19 protein-coding genes and 1 riboswitch are annotated in these 18,954 nt (G+C 66.6%); of the genes, 9 read left to right on the top strand and 10 right to left on the bottom strand.

Going from position 1 to position 18,954, the window contains the following annotated elements; genetic code table 11:
• Window positions 1-147: 147 nt before the first annotated feature.
• Window positions 148-1,173: an LLM class flavin-dependent oxidoreductase gene (locus AC5RWT_RS13410; RefSeq protein ID WP_494080621.1), complete on the top strand. Its 1,026-nt coding sequence runs from the start codon at window positions 148-150 to the stop codon at window positions 1,171-1,173.
• Between the two features lie 3 nt (window positions 1,174-1,176).
• Here AC5RWT_RS13410 and AC5RWT_RS13405 read toward each other — a convergent pair whose 3' ends face one another.
• From AC5RWT_RS13405 to AC5RWT_RS13390, 4 genes are all read right to left on the bottom strand, one after another.
• Window positions 1,177-2,241, bottom strand: coding sequence for an ATP-dependent DNA ligase (locus tag AC5RWT_RS13405; protein ID WP_494080615.1), 1,065 nt, complete (start codon window positions 2,239-2,241; stop codon window positions 1,177-1,179).
• A gap of 117 nt (window positions 2,242-2,358) precedes the next feature.
• Window positions 2,359-3,462, bottom strand: coding sequence for a fatty acid desaturase family protein (locus AC5RWT_RS13400; protein WP_494080614.1), 1,104 nt, complete (start codon window positions 3,460-3,462; stop codon window positions 2,359-2,361).
• 224 nt (window positions 3,463-3,686) lie between these two features.
• The gene (locus AC5RWT_RS13395) at window positions 3,687-5,093 is read right to left on the bottom strand and encodes an NAD-dependent succinate-semialdehyde dehydrogenase (protein WP_494080613.1); all 1,407 of its coding nucleotides are present in this window, start codon (window positions 5,091-5,093) and stop codon (window positions 3,687-3,689) included.
• A gap of 152 nt (window positions 5,094-5,245) precedes the next feature.
• The gene (locus AC5RWT_RS13390; RefSeq protein WP_494080612.1) at window positions 5,246-5,629 is read right to left on the bottom strand and encodes an RNA-binding S4 domain-containing protein; all 384 of its coding nucleotides are present in this window, start codon (window positions 5,627-5,629) and stop codon (window positions 5,246-5,248) included.
• Window positions 5,630-5,834: 205 nt separating this feature from the next.
• Between AC5RWT_RS13390 and AC5RWT_RS13385 the strand changes: the two genes are divergently transcribed.
• The 6 genes from AC5RWT_RS13385 (at window position 5,835) to AC5RWT_RS13360 (ending at window position 11,910) form a co-directional block, all read left to right on the top strand.
• Window positions 5,835-7,055, top strand: a complete 1,221-nt coding sequence (locus tag AC5RWT_RS13385) for a glycerophosphodiester phosphodiesterase family protein (protein ID WP_494080611.1) — start codon at window positions 5,835-5,837, stop codon at window positions 7,053-7,055.
• 175 nt (window positions 7,056-7,230) lie between these two features.
• Window positions 7,231-8,541: an MFS transporter gene (locus AC5RWT_RS13380; RefSeq protein WP_494080610.1), complete on the top strand. Its 1,311-nt coding sequence runs from the start codon at window positions 7,231-7,233 to the stop codon at window positions 8,539-8,541.
• Between the two features lie 8 nt (window positions 8,542-8,549).
• The gene (locus AC5RWT_RS13375; RefSeq protein ID WP_494080609.1) at window positions 8,550-9,248 is read left to right on the top strand and encodes a FadR/GntR family transcriptional regulator; all 699 of its coding nucleotides are present in this window, start codon (window positions 8,550-8,552) and stop codon (window positions 9,246-9,248) included.
• A gap of 122 nt (window positions 9,249-9,370) precedes the next feature.
• Window positions 9,371-10,303, top strand: a complete 933-nt coding sequence (locus AC5RWT_RS13370; protein ID WP_494080608.1) for a cytochrome b/b6 domain-containing protein — start codon at window positions 9,371-9,373, stop codon at window positions 10,301-10,303.
• A gap of 113 nt (window positions 10,304-10,416) precedes the next feature.
• Window positions 10,417-10,794 (top strand): hypothetical protein, encoded by a 378-nt coding sequence (locus AC5RWT_RS13365; protein WP_494080607.1) that lies wholly within the window; start codon window positions 10,417-10,419, stop codon window positions 10,792-10,794.
• Window positions 10,795-10,893: 99 nt separating this feature from the next.
• A complete protein-coding gene (locus tag AC5RWT_RS13360; protein ID WP_494080606.1) occupies window positions 10,894-11,910 on the top strand; it encodes an alpha/beta hydrolase in 1,017 nt (338 codons plus the stop codon).
• A gap of 34 nt (window positions 11,911-11,944) precedes the next feature.
• On the opposite strand, the gene AC5RWT_RS13355 is transcribed toward AC5RWT_RS13360, so the two are convergent.
• Entirely contained in the window at window positions 11,945-13,519 is a 1,575-nt protein-coding gene (locus tag AC5RWT_RS13355; protein ID WP_494080605.1) for an MDR family MFS transporter, read from the bottom strand.
• A gap of 223 nt (window positions 13,520-13,742) precedes the next feature.
• Here AC5RWT_RS13355 and AC5RWT_RS13350 point away from each other — a divergent pair, with 223 nt between their 5' ends.
• Entirely contained in the window at window positions 13,743-14,780 is a 1,038-nt protein-coding gene (locus tag AC5RWT_RS13350) for an aldo/keto reductase (RefSeq protein WP_494080604.1), read from the top strand.
• A 33-nt stretch (window positions 14,781-14,813) separates the two neighbouring features.
• Here the strand turns inward: AC5RWT_RS13350 and AC5RWT_RS13345 are convergent, their stop codons facing one another.
• From AC5RWT_RS13345 to AC5RWT_RS13335, 3 genes are all read right to left on the bottom strand, one after another.
• On the bottom strand, window positions 14,814-15,320 hold the full coding sequence (locus AC5RWT_RS13345; RefSeq protein ID WP_494080603.1) for a flavin reductase family protein: 507 nt from the start codon (window positions 15,318-15,320) through the stop codon (window positions 14,814-14,816).
• A gap of 41 nt (window positions 15,321-15,361) precedes the next feature.
• Window positions 15,362-15,476: riboswitch (SAM riboswitch) on the bottom strand.
• A 62-nt stretch (window positions 15,477-15,538) separates the two neighbouring features.
• Window positions 15,539-16,408 (bottom strand): prephenate dehydratase, encoded by an 870-nt coding sequence (locus tag AC5RWT_RS13340; RefSeq protein ID WP_494080602.1) that lies wholly within the window; start codon window positions 16,406-16,408, stop codon window positions 15,539-15,541.
• A gap of 102 nt (window positions 16,409-16,510) precedes the next feature.
• The gene (locus AC5RWT_RS13335) at window positions 16,511-16,738 is read right to left on the bottom strand and encodes a hypothetical protein (protein WP_494080601.1); all 228 of its coding nucleotides are present in this window, start codon (window positions 16,736-16,738) and stop codon (window positions 16,511-16,513) included.
• A gap of 274 nt (window positions 16,739-17,012) precedes the next feature.
• On the opposite strand from AC5RWT_RS13335, the gene AC5RWT_RS13330 reads away from it, so the two are divergent.
• Window positions 17,013-17,465: a hypothetical protein gene (locus AC5RWT_RS13330; protein ID WP_494080600.1), complete on the top strand. Its 453-nt coding sequence runs from the start codon at window positions 17,013-17,015 to the stop codon at window positions 17,463-17,465.
• Between the two features lie 16 nt (window positions 17,466-17,481).
• Here the strand turns inward: AC5RWT_RS13330 and AC5RWT_RS13325 are convergent, their stop codons facing one another.
• Together AC5RWT_RS13325 and AC5RWT_RS13320 are read right to left on the bottom strand one after the other, a co-directional pair.
• Window positions 17,482-18,288 carry an amino acid ABC transporter ATP-binding protein gene (locus AC5RWT_RS13325; protein ID WP_494080599.1) on the bottom strand — a complete coding sequence of 269 codons (807 nt, stop codon included), beginning with the start codon at window positions 18,286-18,288 and terminating at the stop codon, window positions 17,482-17,484.
• Window positions 18,275-18,934, bottom strand: coding sequence for an amino acid ABC transporter permease (locus AC5RWT_RS13320; RefSeq protein WP_494080620.1), 660 nt, complete (start codon window positions 18,932-18,934; stop codon window positions 18,275-18,277). The genes AC5RWT_RS13325 and AC5RWT_RS13320 overlap by 14 nt, the downstream gene beginning before the upstream one ends.
• Window positions 18,935-18,954 lie beyond the last annotated feature (20 nt).

Genomic DNA, 18,954 nt, shown 5'->3' with positions numbered 1-18,954 from the left:
AGGCACAGCACGTCACCCTGGCGACCAGCATGTGATTGCCAGGACGGAAGAAACACCCCGTGGGCTCAAGGAGCGCACGGGGTGTTTTGGTTGCGCGGGACGGCCCCGTGGCGGAATCTCCGTGGCTCCGGCGGTGTTGAGCCGGATGTGAAGCGTCTAGGTTTTCTCTCGTTCGGCCACTGGAGCCCCGCAGCGGGCTCGCCTGTCCCCACGGCCGCGGAAGGGTTGCTGCAGAGCATCGACCTGGCCGTGGCGGCCGAAGAGGCGGGGGTGGACGGCGCGTATTTCCGCGTGCACCACTTCGCACGGCAGCAGTCTTCGCCGTTTCCGCTGCTGGCTGCCATCGCGGCGCGGACCAGCCGGATCGAGATCGGCACCGGCGTGATCGACATGCGTTACGAAAATCCGCTCTACATGGCCGAAGAAGCGGCCGCCACGGACCTGATTAGCGGCGGCCGACTGCAGTTGGGCATCAGCCGCGGGTCACCCGAGCCGGTGCTGAACGGTGCGGCAGCCTTCGGGTACCGGCCGGCCGAGGGCGAAACCGATGCGGACATGGCCCGGCGCCACACCACGGTGTTCCGGCGCGCTATTACCGGCGCCGGGATGGTTCCGGCTGACCCTGGCCACCTGCAGGGCAGGCATGCCGGCATGCTCCCGGTGGAGCCCACCTCCCCGGGACTGCCGCAGCGGATCTGGTGGGGAGCCGGTTCCCGGGCCACCGCCGTGTGGAGCGCCGAGCAAGGCATGAACCTGATGAGCTCCACCCTCCTGATCGAGGACACCGGCGTGCCCTTCGACAAGCTGCAGGCTGAGCAGATCCATCTGTTCCACGAGGCATGGCAGAAGGCCGGCCACCCACACGCTCCGCGGGTGTCGGTCAGCCGCAGCGTGATGCCAATTGTCGACGACGAAGACCGGCGCTACTTCGGGCTGCGCAGCCAGACCGACCAGCACGACCAGGTCGGGATGCTGGACGGCACCCGCTCGCGGTTTGGCAAGACCTACATCGGCGAGCCGGATAAGATCGGCGCCGACCTTGCTGCGGACCAGGCCGTGCAGGCTGCGGACACGGTGCTTTTGACCGTGCCGAACTACCTGGGCGTGGAGTACAACGCCAAGCTGCTGGGCAACATCGTGCAGCACGTAGCTCCGGCCGCCGGCTGGCGCTAGGAGCTACTGCAGCACGTCGTTCAGGTCGTAGGAGGCCGGCTCGTCCAGCTGGCCGTAGGTGCAGGACTCGGGATCGCGGTCGGGCCGCCAACGGACAAACTGTGCGGTGTGCCGGAAGCGTTCGCCTTCCATGTGGTCGTACTTGACCTCCAGCACGCGCTCCGGGCGCAGCGGCACGAAGGACAGGTCCTTGCCTCCGCTCCACCGGCTGCCTTCGGACGTCAGCGGGGTGCGGTTGCCGGCCTCGTGCTGTTCCCGGCTCCAGGGATGGTCGCCCGAATCGGCAATCAGCGGCTGCAGCTCCTCGAACAGCTCCTTGCGGCGCTTCATGCTGAACGCCCCGGCCACGCCCACGTGCACGAGGGCGCCGTCGTCGTTGTAGAGCCCCAGCAGCAACGACCCCACCAGGCCCGGCCCGCTCTTGTGCACCCGGTACCCCGCGACCACGCAGTCGGCCGTGCGCTCGTGCTTGATCTTGAACATGGTTCGTTTGTCCGGCTGGTACTTTCCGTCCAGCGGCTTGGCCACCACGCCGTCCAGCCCGGCCCCCTCGAACTCCCCGAACCACTGCCGGGCCACCGCCGGGTCCGTGGTGGCCCGGGTCAGGTGGACGGGATTGACGACGGCGGAGAGCGCCTTCTCCAGCGCGGCCCGCCTCTCCTCGAAGGGCCGGGAGGTCAGATCGTCGTCGCCGAGGGCCAGCAGATCGAAGGCCACGAAGCGGGCGGGAGTCTGGACAGACAGCAACTTGACCCGGCTCGCCGCCGGGTGGATGCGCTGCTGCAGCACCTCGAATTCCAGCCGGTCACCCCCTTCGCCCACCAGGATGATCTCGCCGTCCACCACGCATCGCTCCGGCAATTGCTCCCGGAACGCTTCCACCAGTTCGGGGAAGTAGCGGGTCATCGGCTTCTCGTTCCGGCTGCCGATCTCCACCTCGTCGCCGTCGCGGAAGATGATCGAGCGGAAACCGTCCCACTTGGGCTCGTACGTCATTCCGCCTTCGGGTATTTTGGCCACGCCCTTGGCCAGCATCGGCGGAACGGGCGGCATGAGGGGTAGGTCCATGCGCCCATTCTCTGTGCTGGCCCGGCCACTGTCCATGCCCTCGCACACGTCCGTGAGGCGGCGGCGGGCAGGAAGCGCGGCCGGAAGCGGGAAAGGGGGCAGTGCCTGGCTGGCGGTTCAGACCCGGCGGTAGATGTCCGCAACCGGACAGCGGAAGGGGTCGGAAGCGGCTATGCCCACCGCGCCCAGATAGCGGACGATGGCCGCATAAGAGGCCAGCAGACTGGTCTCCGTGTACGGGATGGAGTGCTCGCGGCAGTAGTGGCGAACCATCGGCGCCGCCTTGCTCAAGCAAGGGCGGGGCATGTCAGGGAAGAGGTGGTGCTCGACCTGACGGTTCAGCCCGCCCATCAGCAGATCCATGAACCAACCGCCGCGGATATTGCGGGAGGCGGTCACCTGGCGGGTGACGAAGTCGGGGCGGCTGGATGGGGAATAGATCGGCATGCCCTTGTGGTTCGGCGCAAACGACGCTCCCATGTAGAAGCCGAAGACCGCCATCTGGACGCCGATGAAGGCGAATGCCTGCCCCAACGGCAGCAACCAGAACACAACAGTGAGCAGCACTGCTGCGCGGCCTGCGAGGATGCCCAGCTCCAGCCAGCGGTGCTCCACCTTGGCCTGCCGGATCAGGTACTTGAAGGAATCCGCGTACAGGCTGAAGCCCAAAAACGGCAGCAGCGGAAACAGCAGATAGCCCTGGAGCCGAGTGACGCGGACCATCGCACCGCGGCGTCCGGCCGCAGCATCAGGGTGGAAGGCGATGGACCCGGTCCTGATGTCCGGATCCTTGTCCACTGTGTTGGGAAATCCATGGTGCCTGGTGTGTTTGCGCATCCACATGGCGTAGCTGATGCCCACCAGACAGGTGCCAACCAGCCGGGCAGCCCACTCATTGACCCGTTTGGACTTGAAGACCTGCCAGTGAGCCGCTTCATGTGCCAGAAAGGCGAACTGTGTGAACAGGATTCCCATGCCGGCAGCAATCAGGAGCTGGTACCAACTGCTGCCGAGCAGCGAGAACCCCGTCCATGCCGAGGCCAGCAGCAACATCAGCACCACAAAGAGGCTGATGTAGTAGCCCCTGCGGCGGCTCAACAAGCCGGCGGATTTCATGTGGGCCATGAGGGCCAGATATCCGGCGGCAATATTGTTCGGTGCGGGAGACGGACGGGCTGGTTCGCGAGCGGAATTGGGCTGGGGCTCTAACTGATAGTCCATGACATGCCTTGCGTCCGGCGGAAAGTGCAGCCGGTGCAGGCTACCGTGAAGCGTCAGCACCAGTCTGTTGAATGTACCGCCGCTGCGCAGGGTTGTCACCGGTGGGTCCCGTTCCGGCCCCTCTTCGGCCACAATTTCCCATGGTGTGAGCCCGGGCTGAAAAATCAGCAGGCGCCCATCCGTTGCGGGAAAGGGCGCCTGCTGATCAGTTGGTGACGTTCCGGTCAGTCCGCGATGTAGAGGAGGCGCTTGTTGACGAACTCGTCCATGCCCAGCGGGCCGAGCTCGCGGCCGAAGCCGGAGCGCTTCACGCCGCCGAACGGAATGTCGGCGCCTTCGCCGACTCCGTTGACATTGGCCATGCCCACGTTGAGCTGCTGGGCGATCTTGCGGGCGCGCTCCTCGTCGGTGGAGAAGACGACGCCGCCCAGGCCGTAGTCGGTGTCGTTGGCCAGCTCCAGGGCTTCTTCGTCGCTGGCGACCTTGTAGACCACGGCCACCGGGCCGAAGAGCTCTTCGCGGTAGGCGCGCATGTCCGGCGTGACGCCGGTCAGTACGGCCGGGGCCAGGTAGGCGCCGGGGCCGTCGTGCAGGGTGCCGCCGGCGTGCAGCGTGGCGCCCTTGTTGACGGCGTCCTTGAGCTGTTCGGCCAGCCCTTCGGCCGCGGCCCGGGAGGAGAGCGGCGCGTAGGTGCCCTCGGCTTCTTCGGCCGGGTCGCCGGGCTTGAGGTCCTTGGCCAGGTTGGTCAGCTCGGCGACGAAGTCGTCGTAGATGTCCTCCATGACGATCATGCGCTTGTTGGAGTTGCAGGCCTGCCCGGTGTTCTCGATGCGGGTGGCCCACGCTTCGCCGGCAGCAGCCTTCACGTCGTCGGTGTCCAGCACCACGTAGGGGTCGGAGCCGCCCAGTTCCAGCACGGCCTTCTTCAGGTTCTTGCCGGCGAGCTCGCCGATGATGGCGCCGGCCCGTTCGGAGCCGGTCAGCGAAACGCCCTGGATGCGCGGGTCGGCAATGATGTCTGCGATCTGCTCATGGCTGGCGAAGACGTTGATGTACACGCCCTCGGGCACGCCGGCGTCGTCCATGATCTTCTGGATGGCCAGGGCTGAACGGGGGCAGGTCTCGGCGTGCTTGAGGATGATGGTGTTGCCCAGCATCAGGTTCGGCGCGGCGAAGCGGGCCACCTGGTAGTAGGGGTAGTTCCAGGGCATGATTCCCAGCAGCGGACCGACCGGCAGCTTCTGGATCATGGCGCGGCCGCCGCCGATGGCCTTGATTTCCTGGTCCGCCGCCAGCTCCGGGCCCTCGGTGGCGAAGTAGCTGAAGATGTCGGTGCAGAACTCTGCCTCGCCCTTGGATTCGGACAGCGGCTTGCCCATTTCCTCGGTGATGATCGCGGCCAGCTCGTCGGCCCGTTCGGTGAACAGTTCCGCAATGCGGGACACTACCTTGGCGCGGTCCGTGATCGGCACGGCCTTCCACGACGAGTAGGCGGCCTCGGACTTGGCGAGGGCGTCCTTGACCTCGGCGTCGGTGGCAGTGGGGAACTCCTCCACCACCTCGCCGGTGGACGGGTTTTGAACCCGGTAGCCCGGCTGGGTGGATGAAGCGGCGTGGGAAGTGGTGGTCACAGCCCTGGTCTCCTTCAGATATTGATGTCTCAGCGGGACGGCGGCGTGGCCGTCTCCGGTCTCCATCTTGTACCGTCCGGCCGGTTCTGTGAAGTGAGTTACGCTCACGGCATGAGGCGGAAAACGGGAGCGCCGGCCCTGAGGCGTGATGCCTAGCGTTGGCTGCGCAGCTTTTCCATCTCCCGCCGGTCCTTCTTGGTGGGCCGGCCGGTGCCCCGGTCGCGCTGCGGGATACCCAGCGACGGCATCACCGGGCGCGGCGGCGTGTGGTCCGTGAAACAGTGTGAGGCAGCCTCTGCGCCCACCCGTTTGGCAATTAACCGGCGGACCTCCAGGATCCTCTCGAAGCCCGGCTGCCGCACCCGCAGCGTGTCGCCCGGCACCACCGACTGCGACGCCTTGACCGGATTGCCGTTCAGCCGCACATGTCCGGCGCGGCAGGCAGCGGTGGCAGCGGATCGGGTCTTGTAGGCGCGGATGGCCCACAGCCACGCATCGACGCGCACCGAGCTCGGAGTACTGGCTGAAGTGTTCATGCCCCTCCGAGTTTAGCGCCCGCACCGCGGCTTCAGCGCCGGGAACGTGGCACCCTGCGCGGGAGGAGGCCGCCCTCGTCATGGCTTGATGTGCCATTTCCTTTCACTGGCAGTTCACGGCCGGTTGGCCCGGAGGTTCGCTGGCGCTGTGAAGCTCGGTGGACCGGGTAAACCGAGAACACCACGACGAAGGGCATCATTTTCCATGGCATCTCGCCTGCTCAAAACACTGACCTGCTCCGCCGCGGCCATCGCCGTCGGCGCTGCCCTCGCGGCCGTTCCGGCCAGCGCACAAGAGAACCAAGGCGGGCAGGACGAAGTCCCGCTGCTGATCGGCCACCGCGGTGCCGCGGGCACTGCGCCGGAAAATACCGTGGCCGCTTTCAAGGACGGGCGCGCCTCGGGGGCCGACTTCTTCGAAGTCGACGTCCAGCTCAGCGCCGATGGCGTGCCGTTCTTGTTCCATGACGACACTCCGGCCCGGACCACCAACGTGGAGGAGGTCTTCCCGGGGCGGGCACAGGACCCGATCACGTCCTTTACCTGGGACGAACTGCAGCAGCTCGACGCCGGTTCCTACTTCAGCGCCAAGTACGCCGGCGAACGGATTCCCCACTTGGACGATGCCGCGAAGATCGCCACGGTCAACACCGGGGTGTACATCGAGATCAAATCGCCGAAGAACTCACCGGGCATCGAGCAGTTGGTCGCCGATGAGCTGCGCACCGATGCCACCTGGAAGAAACTTGTGGCCGCCGACAAGATCCAGGTCCTCAGCTTCGACGAGGCCTCCAACCGGACCTTCGCGGAGATCGCCCCGGAGATCGAGCTGCAGCAGCTCGCAAGCACCGTCCCGGGACCGGCCAAGCTGGAATCCTGGGCCGCCTTCGCCGACTCGATCGGGACGAACTACCGCACCCTGACCGCGCAGAATGTCGCGGACGCCAAGGCTGCCGGACTGGTGGTGGGTGTCTACACCGCCAACTCGCCCGAGGCAGTCCAGCAGTCCATCGACCTGGGGGTGGATGCCGTCACCGGTGACTTCCCGATCCAGACCATGCGCTACCTGGATGGGCGCAAGCCTTTCCCGGCAGGCACCGGCCTGGAAATTTCCGGCGCCGTGAACGACCCGGCGGGCAACGATGTGCAGCCGGAGACCGGCGAGCATGTGGTGCTGCGGAACACCACCGACCGCAGCATCGACGTCAGCGGCTACATCGTTCGTGATACGGCGAACAACATCCTGAGCGTCGGCGAGGGCTACGTGGTTGCCCCGGGGGCCGAACTGCGCGTCTACACCGGACCCGGCACCAACAGTGCGGACGCCTACTACAACGGTGGCTCCGCGTCCGTGCTGAACAACGGCGGCGACTCGGTGGCCCTGTGGAGCCCGCAGGGCAAGTTGCAGGACGTCTTCGCCAACTAGCACGCACCGTCCTTCCTGACCGTCGATGGAGGCACCCCGGGCACGCTTCGGCTTCGCCGGAGGTGCCGCCGCACTTCGGGCCCGGGTTTGGTTTGCTGGCGCTGCGGCGGGCCGCTAAGCCAGGGAAACCGAGGCTGGCTTGGGTTGGCAAACATCAAACGTCTAATGTTTAGGGATGACTTCAGACCCGACGGCAAAAGCCGCAGGAAGCGCGCAGCCCGCACACCTGGACCGCGACGGGGCCGAGTTCGCTGAGGCGCTGGTTCCGGAGCTGGATGTTCAGGATCCCGGCCCGCTCCCGATTCCTGCCGCCCACCGGCGCTGGTTCACGGCCGCGGCGGTGGCCGCCGTCGTACTCATTGGGCTGAACCTCCGGGCCGGCATTGCCAGTGCGTCGGCGCTGTTCCACGACCTGCAGCAGCTGTTGGGTTACGGGCCGCTCGTCGCGGCACTGCTGCCCACCGTGCCGGTCCTGTGCTTCGCGGTGGCCGGGGCAGCGACCTCCTGGCTGAGCAGCCGGATGGGACTGGAACGGGCGATCGCGCTCGCCCTGGCGCTGCTCATCGCAGGGCTCGGATTGCGGGGGATCGAATCCGTCGGAATGCTGTTGGCCGGCACGGTAGTGTCCATGTCCGGTCTGGCGGTCTGCAATGTGGCGATGCCGACGTTCATCCGCAAATACTTCGCCCACCGCCCGTCCACGATGACCGGCGCCTACACCATCTCCATGTCCATCGGTGCCACCACGGCCGCTGCCGTCAGCGTCCCGCTGGCCATGCAGCTGGACTCGCCTCCGCTCGCGCTGGCCGCCTGGTCGTTGCTCGCCGTGCTCGGACTGGCAGTGTTTCTGCCCATGGCCCTGGCCGGCCGAAACCGCCCGGTGGCGGGACGGCGCGGCCACCTGTCGCCGTGGCCGCTGCTGCGCACCCGCAAGGGATTGCTGCTTACCGGGCTGTTCACCATCCAGGCCCTGCTCGTCTACACCGTGATGGGCTGGCTGCCCTACATGCTGATCTCCGACGGACTGGATCCGGCCGCGGCCGGGCAAATGCTCGCGCTGGTCCAGTTGGTGTCCATTCCCGCCGTCGTCCTCCTACTGACGATGGCCGCCCGGCCCGGCCTGCTGCGGCCGGCCTTCATGCTCACCTGCGCGGCCTCGCTGGCCGGCTATCTCACGCTGCTGGTGCTGCCTGCCGACCTCGCCGTGCTTCCGGCCGTCCTGATCGGCCTGGGGTTCGGTGTTTTCCCGCTGCTGATGCTGGTCATCAGCCGCAGCGGCTCCGGCGCTGCTGAGACCACCGCGCTCTCCACGCTGGCGCAATCGGTGGGCTACCTCTTCGCCGCCTTCGGACCGTTCGGCCTCGGCCTGCTGCACGACGCACTGGCCGGCTGGACCGTCCCCATGGCGCTCCTGGTGGCCGGCGCGGTGCTGCAGCTGCTGCTGGCCCACGGGGTCAGCGGCCTGGTGCGGGAGCCGCGGGCGTGACCGCTGGGATGAGCGCAGGGCCCTTGCACCGCCTGCCGCTGGCGGAGGAAGTCACCACTCGGCTGCGGGAGGCCATCGCGGCTGGACGATGGCCCTTGGGCGGCCGGATCCCTCCGGAGCCGGAACTGATGGCGAGTCTGGGAGTTTCGCGCGGAACCCTGCGCGAAGCAGTCAAGGCCCTGGCCCACGCCGGCATGCTGGAGGTCCGCCGCGGCGACGGCACGTACGTGCGCGCCACCAGCGAAATCAGCGGCACCGCGCGCCGCGCCTACCGCGAGTACGACGACGAGGACGTGCTGCAGGTCCGCTTCGCCCTGGACACCCAGGCCGCACGGCTGGCGGTGCAGTCGATGCAGCCTACGGACGGCGGCGCCCTGGAGGCACTGCGGACAATGCTGGGCAGGCGCACGCGGGCTTGGGCGGAGCAGGATCTGGAAGGCTGGATCGCCGCGGACTGGGACTTCCACCTGGCGGTGGCAGCGGCCTCCGGCAATCCGTTGCTGCACGAGCTCTACAGCAGTTTCGGCGACGTGTTCCACGGAGCCAAGATGGCCCAGCGCCTGCGTGACGGCTTCGATGGCTGTCTGCGCGCCGGGCATGAGGATTTGGTGGAAGCCATCGCGGCGGGCGACGAAGAAGCCGCGGTCCAGACCGTCACCGCCAACCTGCGCTACTGCATGAAATGGATGCCGCAGGGGGGCCATTAGCGCCCGGCGGCGGCACGGCACCGGCGGCTTGGCGGGCCTTGTGGCATGATGCTGCGCGGCCGGGGTACCTTGAATCACGAAGCCCGGTAGGTACGGGAAGCAGGGAACGAGGAAAGCTGGCGATGTCCACTTCGACGAAACCGTCCGGAAGCACGCGGAAGACGTGGCTGAAGATCACAGCAGCAGTGGCCGGCGCCGTCGTCGTGCTCCTGCTGTTGGTGGTGCTGGCCAAATGGCTGCGGACGCTGCCGGGTGTCCAGGACTTCCTGACCGCGTATCCGGGCCGCTCTGAGCTGCCCGAGTCCGCACCGGTGGGTTTGCCCGCCTGGCTGGGCTGGCAGCATTTCCTGAACTTCTTCCTGATTGTGCTGATCATCCGCACCGGGCTGCAGGTGCGCACCGGCGCCCGCTCGCCGGCGTACTGGACCCGGAACAACAAGGGCCTGGTGAAAACCAAGAACAAGCCGACCAAGATCACGCTGAACCTCTGGTTCCACCTCACACTGGATGCCCTGTGGGTGCTGAACGGCATTGTGTTCATGGTGCTGATCTTCGCCACCGGCCACTGGATGCGGATTGTGCCCACCAGCTGGGACATTTTCCCGAATGCGCTTTCCGCCGTGCTGCAGTACGCCTCGCTGGACTGGCCGCTGGAAAACGGTTGGGTGAACTACAACGCGCTGCAGCTGCTGACCTATTTCGCGACCGTCTTCATTGCGGCTCCGCTGGCCATCATCTCCGGTCTGCGCACGTCGGCAGCGTGGCCCAAGCGGGCCGCGGTGAACAAGTACTTCCCGATTGAGGCGGCCCGGGCCATCCACTTCCCGGTGATGGTGTACTTCGTGCTGTTCATCATCGTTCACGTGACCCTGGTGCTGGCCACCGGCGCCTTGCGCAACCTCAACCACATGTATGCGGCGACGGACGACGGCGGCTGGACCGGCTTCTGGATCTTCGCCGCCTCCATCGCGGTGACGGTGGCGGCCTGGTTCCTGGCCCGGCCGATCTTCCTACGGCCGATCGCCTCGCTGACCGGCAAGGTCACCAGCCGCTGACGCAGGACACGCCGGCGCCTCGCTGACCGGCAAGGTCACCAGCCGCTGACGCAGGACACGCCGCCCATGCCGGACTCACGGCGGTGCGGCGCCGCACGGCTACACTGCACCTCGTGACCGATGTTGCCGCCCTAGCCGCGTGCGTTGTCTTCTCCCTGCTGGCAGTCTTCCAGATCCTCCTGGCGGCAGGGCTGCCGCTGGGCCGGTTCGCGTGGGGAGGCAGCCACCGCGCCCTGCCGGCAAACCTGCGCATCGGAAGCGCCGTCTCAGTTGTCCTGTACGCCTTTTTCGTGTTCGTCATCCTGAACCGGGCCGGGATACTCGACGCCTTGCCGGAGGCTGCGTCGCTGATCCTGGCGTGGGTCCTGACCGCCTATCTGTTCCTTGGCGTGATCATGAACGCCATCTCGCGCAGCAAACCCGAGCGGTGGACCATGACGCCGGTGGCCTTGGTGCTGGCGGTGCTGAGCCTGGTGGTTGCCCTCGGCTGACGGCCGCCGGCGCTCCCCGCCGACAACCTGAGACCGGGTCTTGCCCCGAAGCCAACGCAGGCTCACGATTGGTTCACTACGGCCGATCAGGAGGCATCCATGCAGGTTCGTTTCCGCCGCGCACTGGCAGTAGTTGCCGTGATCGCCGCGGTCCCGGCGGCGCTTGCCGGTGGCTTGGTTTTTTGGCTACGCTACAGCCCCCGGCCGCTGGCCGTGTTGCTGCGGGTGATGTCCGACCGGGACGGCCGGCACACCGCCCGCGCCATGGCCCGCCACGTCCCCGACGGCATCGGCGAGGTGCTGGACCAGGAGTACTTGAGCAACCACGGGCACACCAACCTCGACGTGTTCTTCCCGGACGAGGCGGCAAAGGAGTCACTGCGCCTGCCAACGATCGTCTGGATTCACGGCGGCGCCTGGATCTCCGGCACCAAGAACTACGTCGCCAATTACCTGCGGATCCTGGCCTCTTACGGTTTCACTACCGTGGGTGTGGACTATTCACTGGCCCACACGCGCCGGTACCCGGCACCGGTGCGCCAGAGCGCCGCCGCGCTGCGCTATCTGGAGCACAACGCCGGGCGGCTGCACATCGATACCGAGCGGATTGTACTGGCCGGTGACTCGGCAGGCGCGCAGATCGCGGCGCAGTTGGCGTTGGTCGTCACGGACCCGGACTATGCCAGGAAGCTGGGGATCGCCTCGCCCACCGCGCCGGACCGGCTGCGCGCCGTGCTGCTGCATTGCGGCGCCTACGATCTGTCGCTGGCCGGCGCGGGCCAAACCGGGAACCAGAACTACCTGCGCACCGTGCTGTGGTCCTACACCGGTGCCAAGGACTACCTGGAACGGCCGTATTTTGCCCTGGCTTCGGTTGCCCGGCACGTGAGCGCCAACTTCCCGCCGGCTTTCGTCTCCGCGGGCAACGCCGACCCGCTGCTGCCGCACTCGCTGGGCCTCGTTGAAGCCCTGACGTTGAAGGGCGCCACGGTGGAGGCCTTCTTTCCCGAGACGGATGCCGGACTCGGGCACCAGTTCCAGTTCAACCTGGATCTGGAAGCAGCCTGGCAGGGGCTGGAGCGCAGCGTGGAGTTCCTCCGCCGCTACACCCGCTAGGCGAGCTCTTCGGCGTCCGTATCTGCAGCGTGGGTCAGTCTCGCCGGGCCGGCTCGCCCGCGTCACCAATGGTTTCAGAGAGCGGGATCTCCTGGACGAAGCAGGCCAACACCAGTGCCGCGAGCACAATGGGCACCGCGAAGAGGAAGATGGGCGGCAGCGCCTGGGCAAAGGCATTCGCAATGAACTCCCGGGCGGGACCGGGAAGCGAGGCGAGCAGCGCGGGGTTGAGCGAACTGAAATGCTGGCCGCCGCCGGAACCGAGCGCTGCCAGCAACTGGGGCGGCGCCGTCGTAAACTGTTCCGTCAATCGGCTGATAAAGATGGCGCCGAAGAGCGAGATGCCGAAAGTGGCGCCGATTTGGCGGAAGTAGTTGGTGGTCGAGGTGGCCGTGCCCATATCCCGGCGCCTGACGCTGTTTTGCACGATGAGGACCAGGTTCTGCATGATGCAGCCCAGCCCCAGGCCCATAACCAGCATTCCTGTAGCGGTGAAGGCGTAGGGGGTCGTATCGGAGATCCTCGAGAGGAGGATCAGCCCGGCCGCGATCAGCACGGTGCCGAGGATCGGGAAGATCTTGTACCGGCCGGTCCGGGACACCAGTTGGCCCGTGGCGGTAGTAGCGCCGACCATGCCTGCTGTCATTGGAATCATCATCAAACCGGACTCGGTGGCAGTGGCGCCGTTGACCATCTGCAGGAAGGTAGGCAAATAGGCGATCGCGGAGAACATCGCCATGCCCACCGCCACGCCCATCAGAGTCGGCAGGGTAAAGTCCCGGTTGCGGAAGAGCCGCAGCGGCAGCACCGGTTCCTGCGCCCGGCGCTCGGCCAGCGCGAACAGAACCGCCGCGACGACGGCGATGGCTCCGAGGGCGATGATCACCGGGCTGTCCCAGGCGTAAGTGGTCCCGCCCCAGCTGGTGAAGAGGATGACCGCGGCACTCGCGATCGCCAGCAGCAAGGTTCCCAGGTAGTCCAGTTTTGGCCGGGGACCGGTGGGTTTGTGCAAGTGCAGGGTGGAGATGATGACCACCAGTGCGACGGCCCCCAGCGGCAGGTTGATGTAGAAAACCCAGCGCCAGCTCCAGTAATCGGTGATGAATCCGCCCAGCAGTGGTCCGCTGACCGAGGCGAGTCCGAAGGCGGCGCCAATCAAGCCCATGTACTTGCCGCGTTCGCGCGGGGAGACCAGGTCGCCGATAATGGCCTGCGCACCGATCATCAGCCCGCCGCCTCCAATGCCCTGCACGGCCCGGAACGCGATCAGCTGCGTCATATCCTGGGCCACGCCCGAGAGCACGGAGCCGCCCAGGAACACAGCGATCGCGAAGACGAAGATGCTCTTGCGCCCGAAGAGGTCCCCGAGCTTGCCGTAGATCGGCAGGCCGATGGTCGCGGCCAGGATGTAGGCGGTGATCACCCACGAGATATGTTCCAGCCCGTTCAAGTCTCCGACAATCGTGGGCAGCGCCGTGGCCACGATGGTTTGGTCCAGGGCCGCGAGCAGGACGGCGAGCATCAGACCCAGGAACACCACGATGATCCGGGTAGGAGCTGTTCCCTGCGGTTCCTGGCTTCGAGCCGGGGGACCAGGGGCAACGTCCAAACCCGGGACTGGACGCGGATCTTGGTCGGGGCTGGGGGGAAAGGCCATGGCGTAACTTCCACGGCGGGTGGCGCAGGCGGCCGGGACGAGGTTGCCTGGGGACGCTACCCGCTCCGCGTCAGTACCGTACTGCCGTCGGCAAGGCAGCACAAGGGCTTCGGGCAGAGACCGGTGCCGGCTGAACGTCGTACGCTGGGACCCTGCCCAGAGAGGGGACACATCAATGGACGACGCCGGATCGCGCCTCATTTTCGGCTGCATGGGTTTGGGCGGTGGCTGGGGGAGCGGACCGCTGGAAGCGGCTGACGTTGCCGCAGCGCATGCCGCCGTGGACGCGGCCCTGGAAACCGGAATCAAAACTTTTGACCACGCCGATATTTACGCCCGCGGCAAGGCCGAGGCTGCCTTCGGGCGGGTACTAACCGAACGTCCGGAGCTGCGGGAGTTAGTCTACCTGCAGAGCAAATGCGGCATCGTGTTGCCCTCTCCCGGTATGGCAGGACATTACGACTCGTCCCGCCGCGCGATCCTGGCCCGCACCGAGGAGACCCTGCGCCGGCTGCATGTCGACCACCTGGACACACTGCTGATTCACCGCCCGGACCCGCTGGCCCCGGTCGAAGAGATAGCCAGGGCCTTCAACGAACTCCGGATGGCCGGAAAGGTTGGCCGTCTTGGTGTCTCCAATATGTCAGGCGAACAAATGCGCTGGCTGCAGTCGGCGCTGGACGAGCCGCTGGCCGTGAACCAACTGGAGATGAGTTTGTACCGGCGGGACTGGCTGGAGTCCGGCGTGCTGGTGAACCATCCGGACGGAACGGGCATCAGCTTCCCGCACGGCACACTGGAATACTGCGCAGCCAACGGAGTGCAGCTTCAGGCCTGGGGGTCCCTGGCCCAGGGCCGCTACAGCGGGCGTGCCGGCCTGACCGAGACGGTGCGCGGTCAAGGGAGCTCCGCGGCCGGGAGCCCGCAGGATACCGCCGGGGAGGATGGGGCTGCCGGCACCGGTACTACCGCCGCGGCGGACGCTTCAGCCGCAGCCCTGGTCGCCGAACTTGCCAAGGACAAGGGCTGCACTTTGGAAGCCGTGGTGCTGGGCTGGCTGCTGCGCCATCCGGCGGGCATCCGCCCTGTCGTGGGTACCAGCAGCCCTGACCGGATCAGGGCCTGCGCCGAGGCAGAGGCAGTCGGGGAGGCGATGACGCGCCAGGAATGGTACGCCCTGTGGGTGGCGGCACGCGGGCGTCCCCTGCCCTGAGCCTTCCGCTTCTCCCGCGCCCAGACCTGGTCTCTAGACGAGGACGGGCTGCTTCAGCCGCCGGAAGACGGAGTCGTGGAAAACCAGCGGCTCATGAGTACCGTCATGGGTGGACAAGCCGTGCACCTCCAGCAGCACGACGTGGTGATCACCGGCCGGAACTTCTTGGTGCACTGAGCAGTCCAGCCACAGCGCCGCGTCGTTCAGAAAGAGGGCTCCCGGGTCGGTGCTGTGCAGGCTGAGGCCGGCGAAACGGTCGCCGTTCTTCGAGGCGATCTGGCGGCAGACGCCGTCGTGCTCCGTGCCCAGCACCGAGACGCCGATTCGTTCTGCCCCGCGGAGCAAAGGCCAGGTGCGGGACGTATTCTGCACGGCAAACATGACCAGCGGCGGCTCGAGCGAAACCCCGACCGTGAAGGAAGAAGCGACGATGCCTTGGGGCGCGCCGTCGACGATCGCGCACAGTGCGGCGATGCCCGACGGGAAGCGGCCGAAGGCGGAGCGGAGGGTATTGGGTGTCAGGTCATAATGGAGCGACATGGCCGTCCTTGAAGCTAGGGCGCATCCGCTGCTGCGGGGAGTACGCGTACTTGCTCGCCGACAAACCCGGCGGGCCGAATCATCACCTGGAGCACCCCGCTACGGTAGAGGGTTGCCGGCCAACCAGCCAGGGCTGTGCAGTTGGCGCTCTTGATTCGCTTCCACGCTAAGAGCCGGACGGGGGCCGCGTCAAACCCCGGTAACAGTTCGTCAAGATGTCATGATCCGTCGACGCCGGCACGGACCGTACGCCGGCGGAACGGGTGCGCCGGGTAGACGCCCAGCAGTCGGATTTCCGTGGTGAAGAAGTCCAGTTCCTCGAAGGCGTGGACCATTGCCTGATCTTCGGGGTGGCCTTCCACATCCACCATGAACACGGTGGCAGCGAACTCGCCGCCCACCATGTAGCTCTCCAGCCGGGTCATGTTGATCCCGTTGGTGGCGAACCCACCGAGAGCTTTGTACAGGGCCGACGGCACGTTCCGCACCCGGAAAACAAAGCTGGTCACGGCCGGACCGGGCAGCTCCTCCCGGGTCGGTACGGGCCGGCGGTCGGCCAGCACCACAAACCGGGTGGTGTTCGTGGGATCGTCCTCGACTTCTTCCGCGAAGACCTCCAGGCCATAGAGCTCGGCAGCCATCGGCGGCGCCAGGGAGACCTTGGTCGGGTCGTTCCACTCCGCCACCTCGCGCGCCGAACCGGCGGTGTCGCCGGCGATCACCGGCGTCAAGCCAAGCCGACGGATGAGGTTACGGCACTGGCCCAGCGCGTGAATGTGGCTATGCACCTCGCGGGCCTGCTCCACAGTCGCTCCGGGTACGCCCAGGAGGCTGAAGCGGATCGGCAGGAAAAACTCCTCCACGATCTGCAGGGTGGACTTGGGCAACAGCGCGTGGATGTCCGCTACCCGGCCGGCGATTGAATTATCGATGGGAATCATGGCCAGTTCGGCCGTGCCGCTTGTGACGGCGGCGAAGGCGTCCTCAAAGCTGGCGCACGGCACGGCCTCCCAGCCGGGGCGCACCTCAAGGCACGCCATGTGGGAGTTCGAACCGGGTTCACCTTGGTACGCAATAGCTGGAGCCATGGGCGAAATTATCCCACCGGGGCCGCCCGGCGCTTCATTCCGGGGCTTGGCCTGGCGTCACAAAAGCGCGGCAGCCGGTGCAGGGAGCCGGCTGCCGGACTTTTAGGCCAGCTGGGATTCCTGCGTGATGCCGTAGGGCACGTCCTCGCTCAGTTCCACGGTGAACTGCCCGGGGCCGGTGCGGGTAACGAGGATGCCGCACTCGCCGTCGATGGCCGCGATTTTTTGCAGCTCTTCTACCGCGGCATTGAGGAGGTCGTCGGCCTCGGAAGCCGTGTGTGCCGTCAAGGACTTGGAGGCCCAGGACGCGGGAGCCAAGGAAGTGGCCATGGTTCTGCCTTTCGTGACCGGAAACTGCCGCAGAGGAGAAAGCGCGGGAACGCAGCGTCAAGTCGGAACGATCGTGCCATGCGGAACGGTGCATGGAACTTTACATTCTGCCATCCCAATGGACATCAGATGAATTTTAAGGCGGCGTGGCGTTCCGCACGCAGGGAGGACCGGGCCGTCCCGCGGCCTTGTGGCGGGCAGCCGGGCCGCGGCCATGCCGAACAAGAAGAGGGTGGACGTAACGGGGCAGGTCGGGAGCCCGATAGTGGGAAGCATGAACTACCGCTATATTCCGCCAGCTGCTGCCCTGACCATGTGGGGCACCGTCCTCTTCGTTGCGGGAGGGGTGATGAGTGCCTGGATGTCAGCGTCGGCAGTCCGGGAGTCGTTCCTGGATGCCACCAGCATGTTTTACAGCTCGGACGCAGATGTGTATTCGGGTCTTGCGGTGCTGTTCGCCCTGATCTCGATCGCAGGCTTCGCGCTGTTGGCAGGAGGCGTTTCCCGCGCCACGAAGCGCGCTGACCAGCGGTACGACGCGTGGTTCCGCACACTGCAACCCGGCCAACTCCAGCCGGCAGGAGCCCACGTGTCCGCGCCAGGCCCGGCCGAGGCCACCCCGGCCTTGTCCGCGCCAGGCCCGGCCGTGGCCGCCCCCAGCCCTAACCGGAAACAGCCAGCGGCGGTCATTCCGCCCCTGCCGCCCCGGGGTCCGTCGCTGCCTTAGGCGCTTTTTCCACAGCCTAAAAGGGGTTCAGCAGCCGGTGGACGAACTGCCGGGTCCGCTCTTCCTGCGGTTCGCGCAGCACCTGTTCGGGGTGCCCTCGTTCCACCACCACGCCGCCGTCCATGAACACCACTTCGCTGGCCACTTCACGGGCGAAGGCCAGTTCGTGGGTGACAAGGGCCATGGTCCAGCCTTCGTCGGCCAGCTCCTTGATCACATGCAGCACATCACCGACCAGTTCCGGGTCCAGCGCCGAGGTGGGCTCGTCGAACAACAGCAGCGAGGGCTTGAGCGCCAGCGCCCGGACGATGCCGACCCGCTGCTGCTGCCCGCCGGAGAGCTGATGCGGATACTGGTCTTCCTTGCCGGAGAGGCCGACGCGGTCCAGCAACGACCTGGCCTCGCGCACAGCTTCGGCTTTGGGCCGCTTCTGCACCTGGACCGGACCCTCAATGATGTTTTGCAGCACGGTCATGTGCGGAAAGAGGTTGTAGTGCTGGAACACCATGGCGCTGCGGTCACGCAGCGCGGCGATCTGTTTCCGGTTCACCGGCGAACCGAAGTCCACGGCTGGGCCGCCCGAAAAGGCAACTCGTCCGCCGTCGGGCGTTTCCAAGCCGTTGAGGCAACGTAGCACGGTGGTCTTGCCGGAGCCGGACGGTCCGATCAGGGCCAGCACGCCACCGGCCTGGACCGACAGGTCGATGGACTTGAGCACCTGGTTGTCGGCGAAGGATTTGCGCAGCCCCTCCACGGAGAGCACGGGCTCGGCTGCGGCGCCGGGCTGCGACACGGCAGCGGCAGGGCCGTCAATGGGCGACATAGCGTTCCAGCCTCTTCTCCAGTCGGGACTGCCCGGCGGACAGCACCAGGCAGAACACCCAGTAGACAACCGCGGCCTCTATGTAAAGCAGCATGAACTTCTGGCTGAACGCGGCAATCTCCTGCGCCGCACGGAATGCCTCGGTGACCAGGATCAGGGAGGCGAGGGACGTGTCCTTGACCAGGGAGATGAAGGTATTGGACAGCGGCGGCACCGACACGCGCGCAGCCTGCGGCAGGATGATGCGGCGCAGGGTGGTGGTGCCGGCCATGCCAATGGTGTGGCCGGCTTCCCACTGGCCCTTGGGGACGGACAGAATCGCGGCCCGGATGATTTCGGCCGCATAACCGCCCACGTTCAGGGAAAACGCGATGATCGCGCTCGGCCACGGGTCGAGGACCACGCCGATCGACGGGAGGCCGTAGAAGATTACGAACAGCTGGACCAGCAGCGGAGTGCCGCGGATCACCGACACATAGGCGCGGGCGATGCCGGCCAGGAGCCGGTTGCGGCTCAACCGCATCAGGGCAACCACAAGGGCCAGCATCAGGCCGATGGCGAAACTGGCCAGCGAGAGGGGGATGGTGCCGGTCAGCCCGCCCTGAACAATGGGCCAGAGCGAACTGCCGACAAGCTCCCAGTCGATGTCCATACGGCTACGTTAGC

The sequence above is a fragment of the Arthrobacter sp. Dra40 genome (genome assembly GCF_059091905.1).
This window is presented reverse-complemented; position numbering and strand designations above follow the sequence as displayed.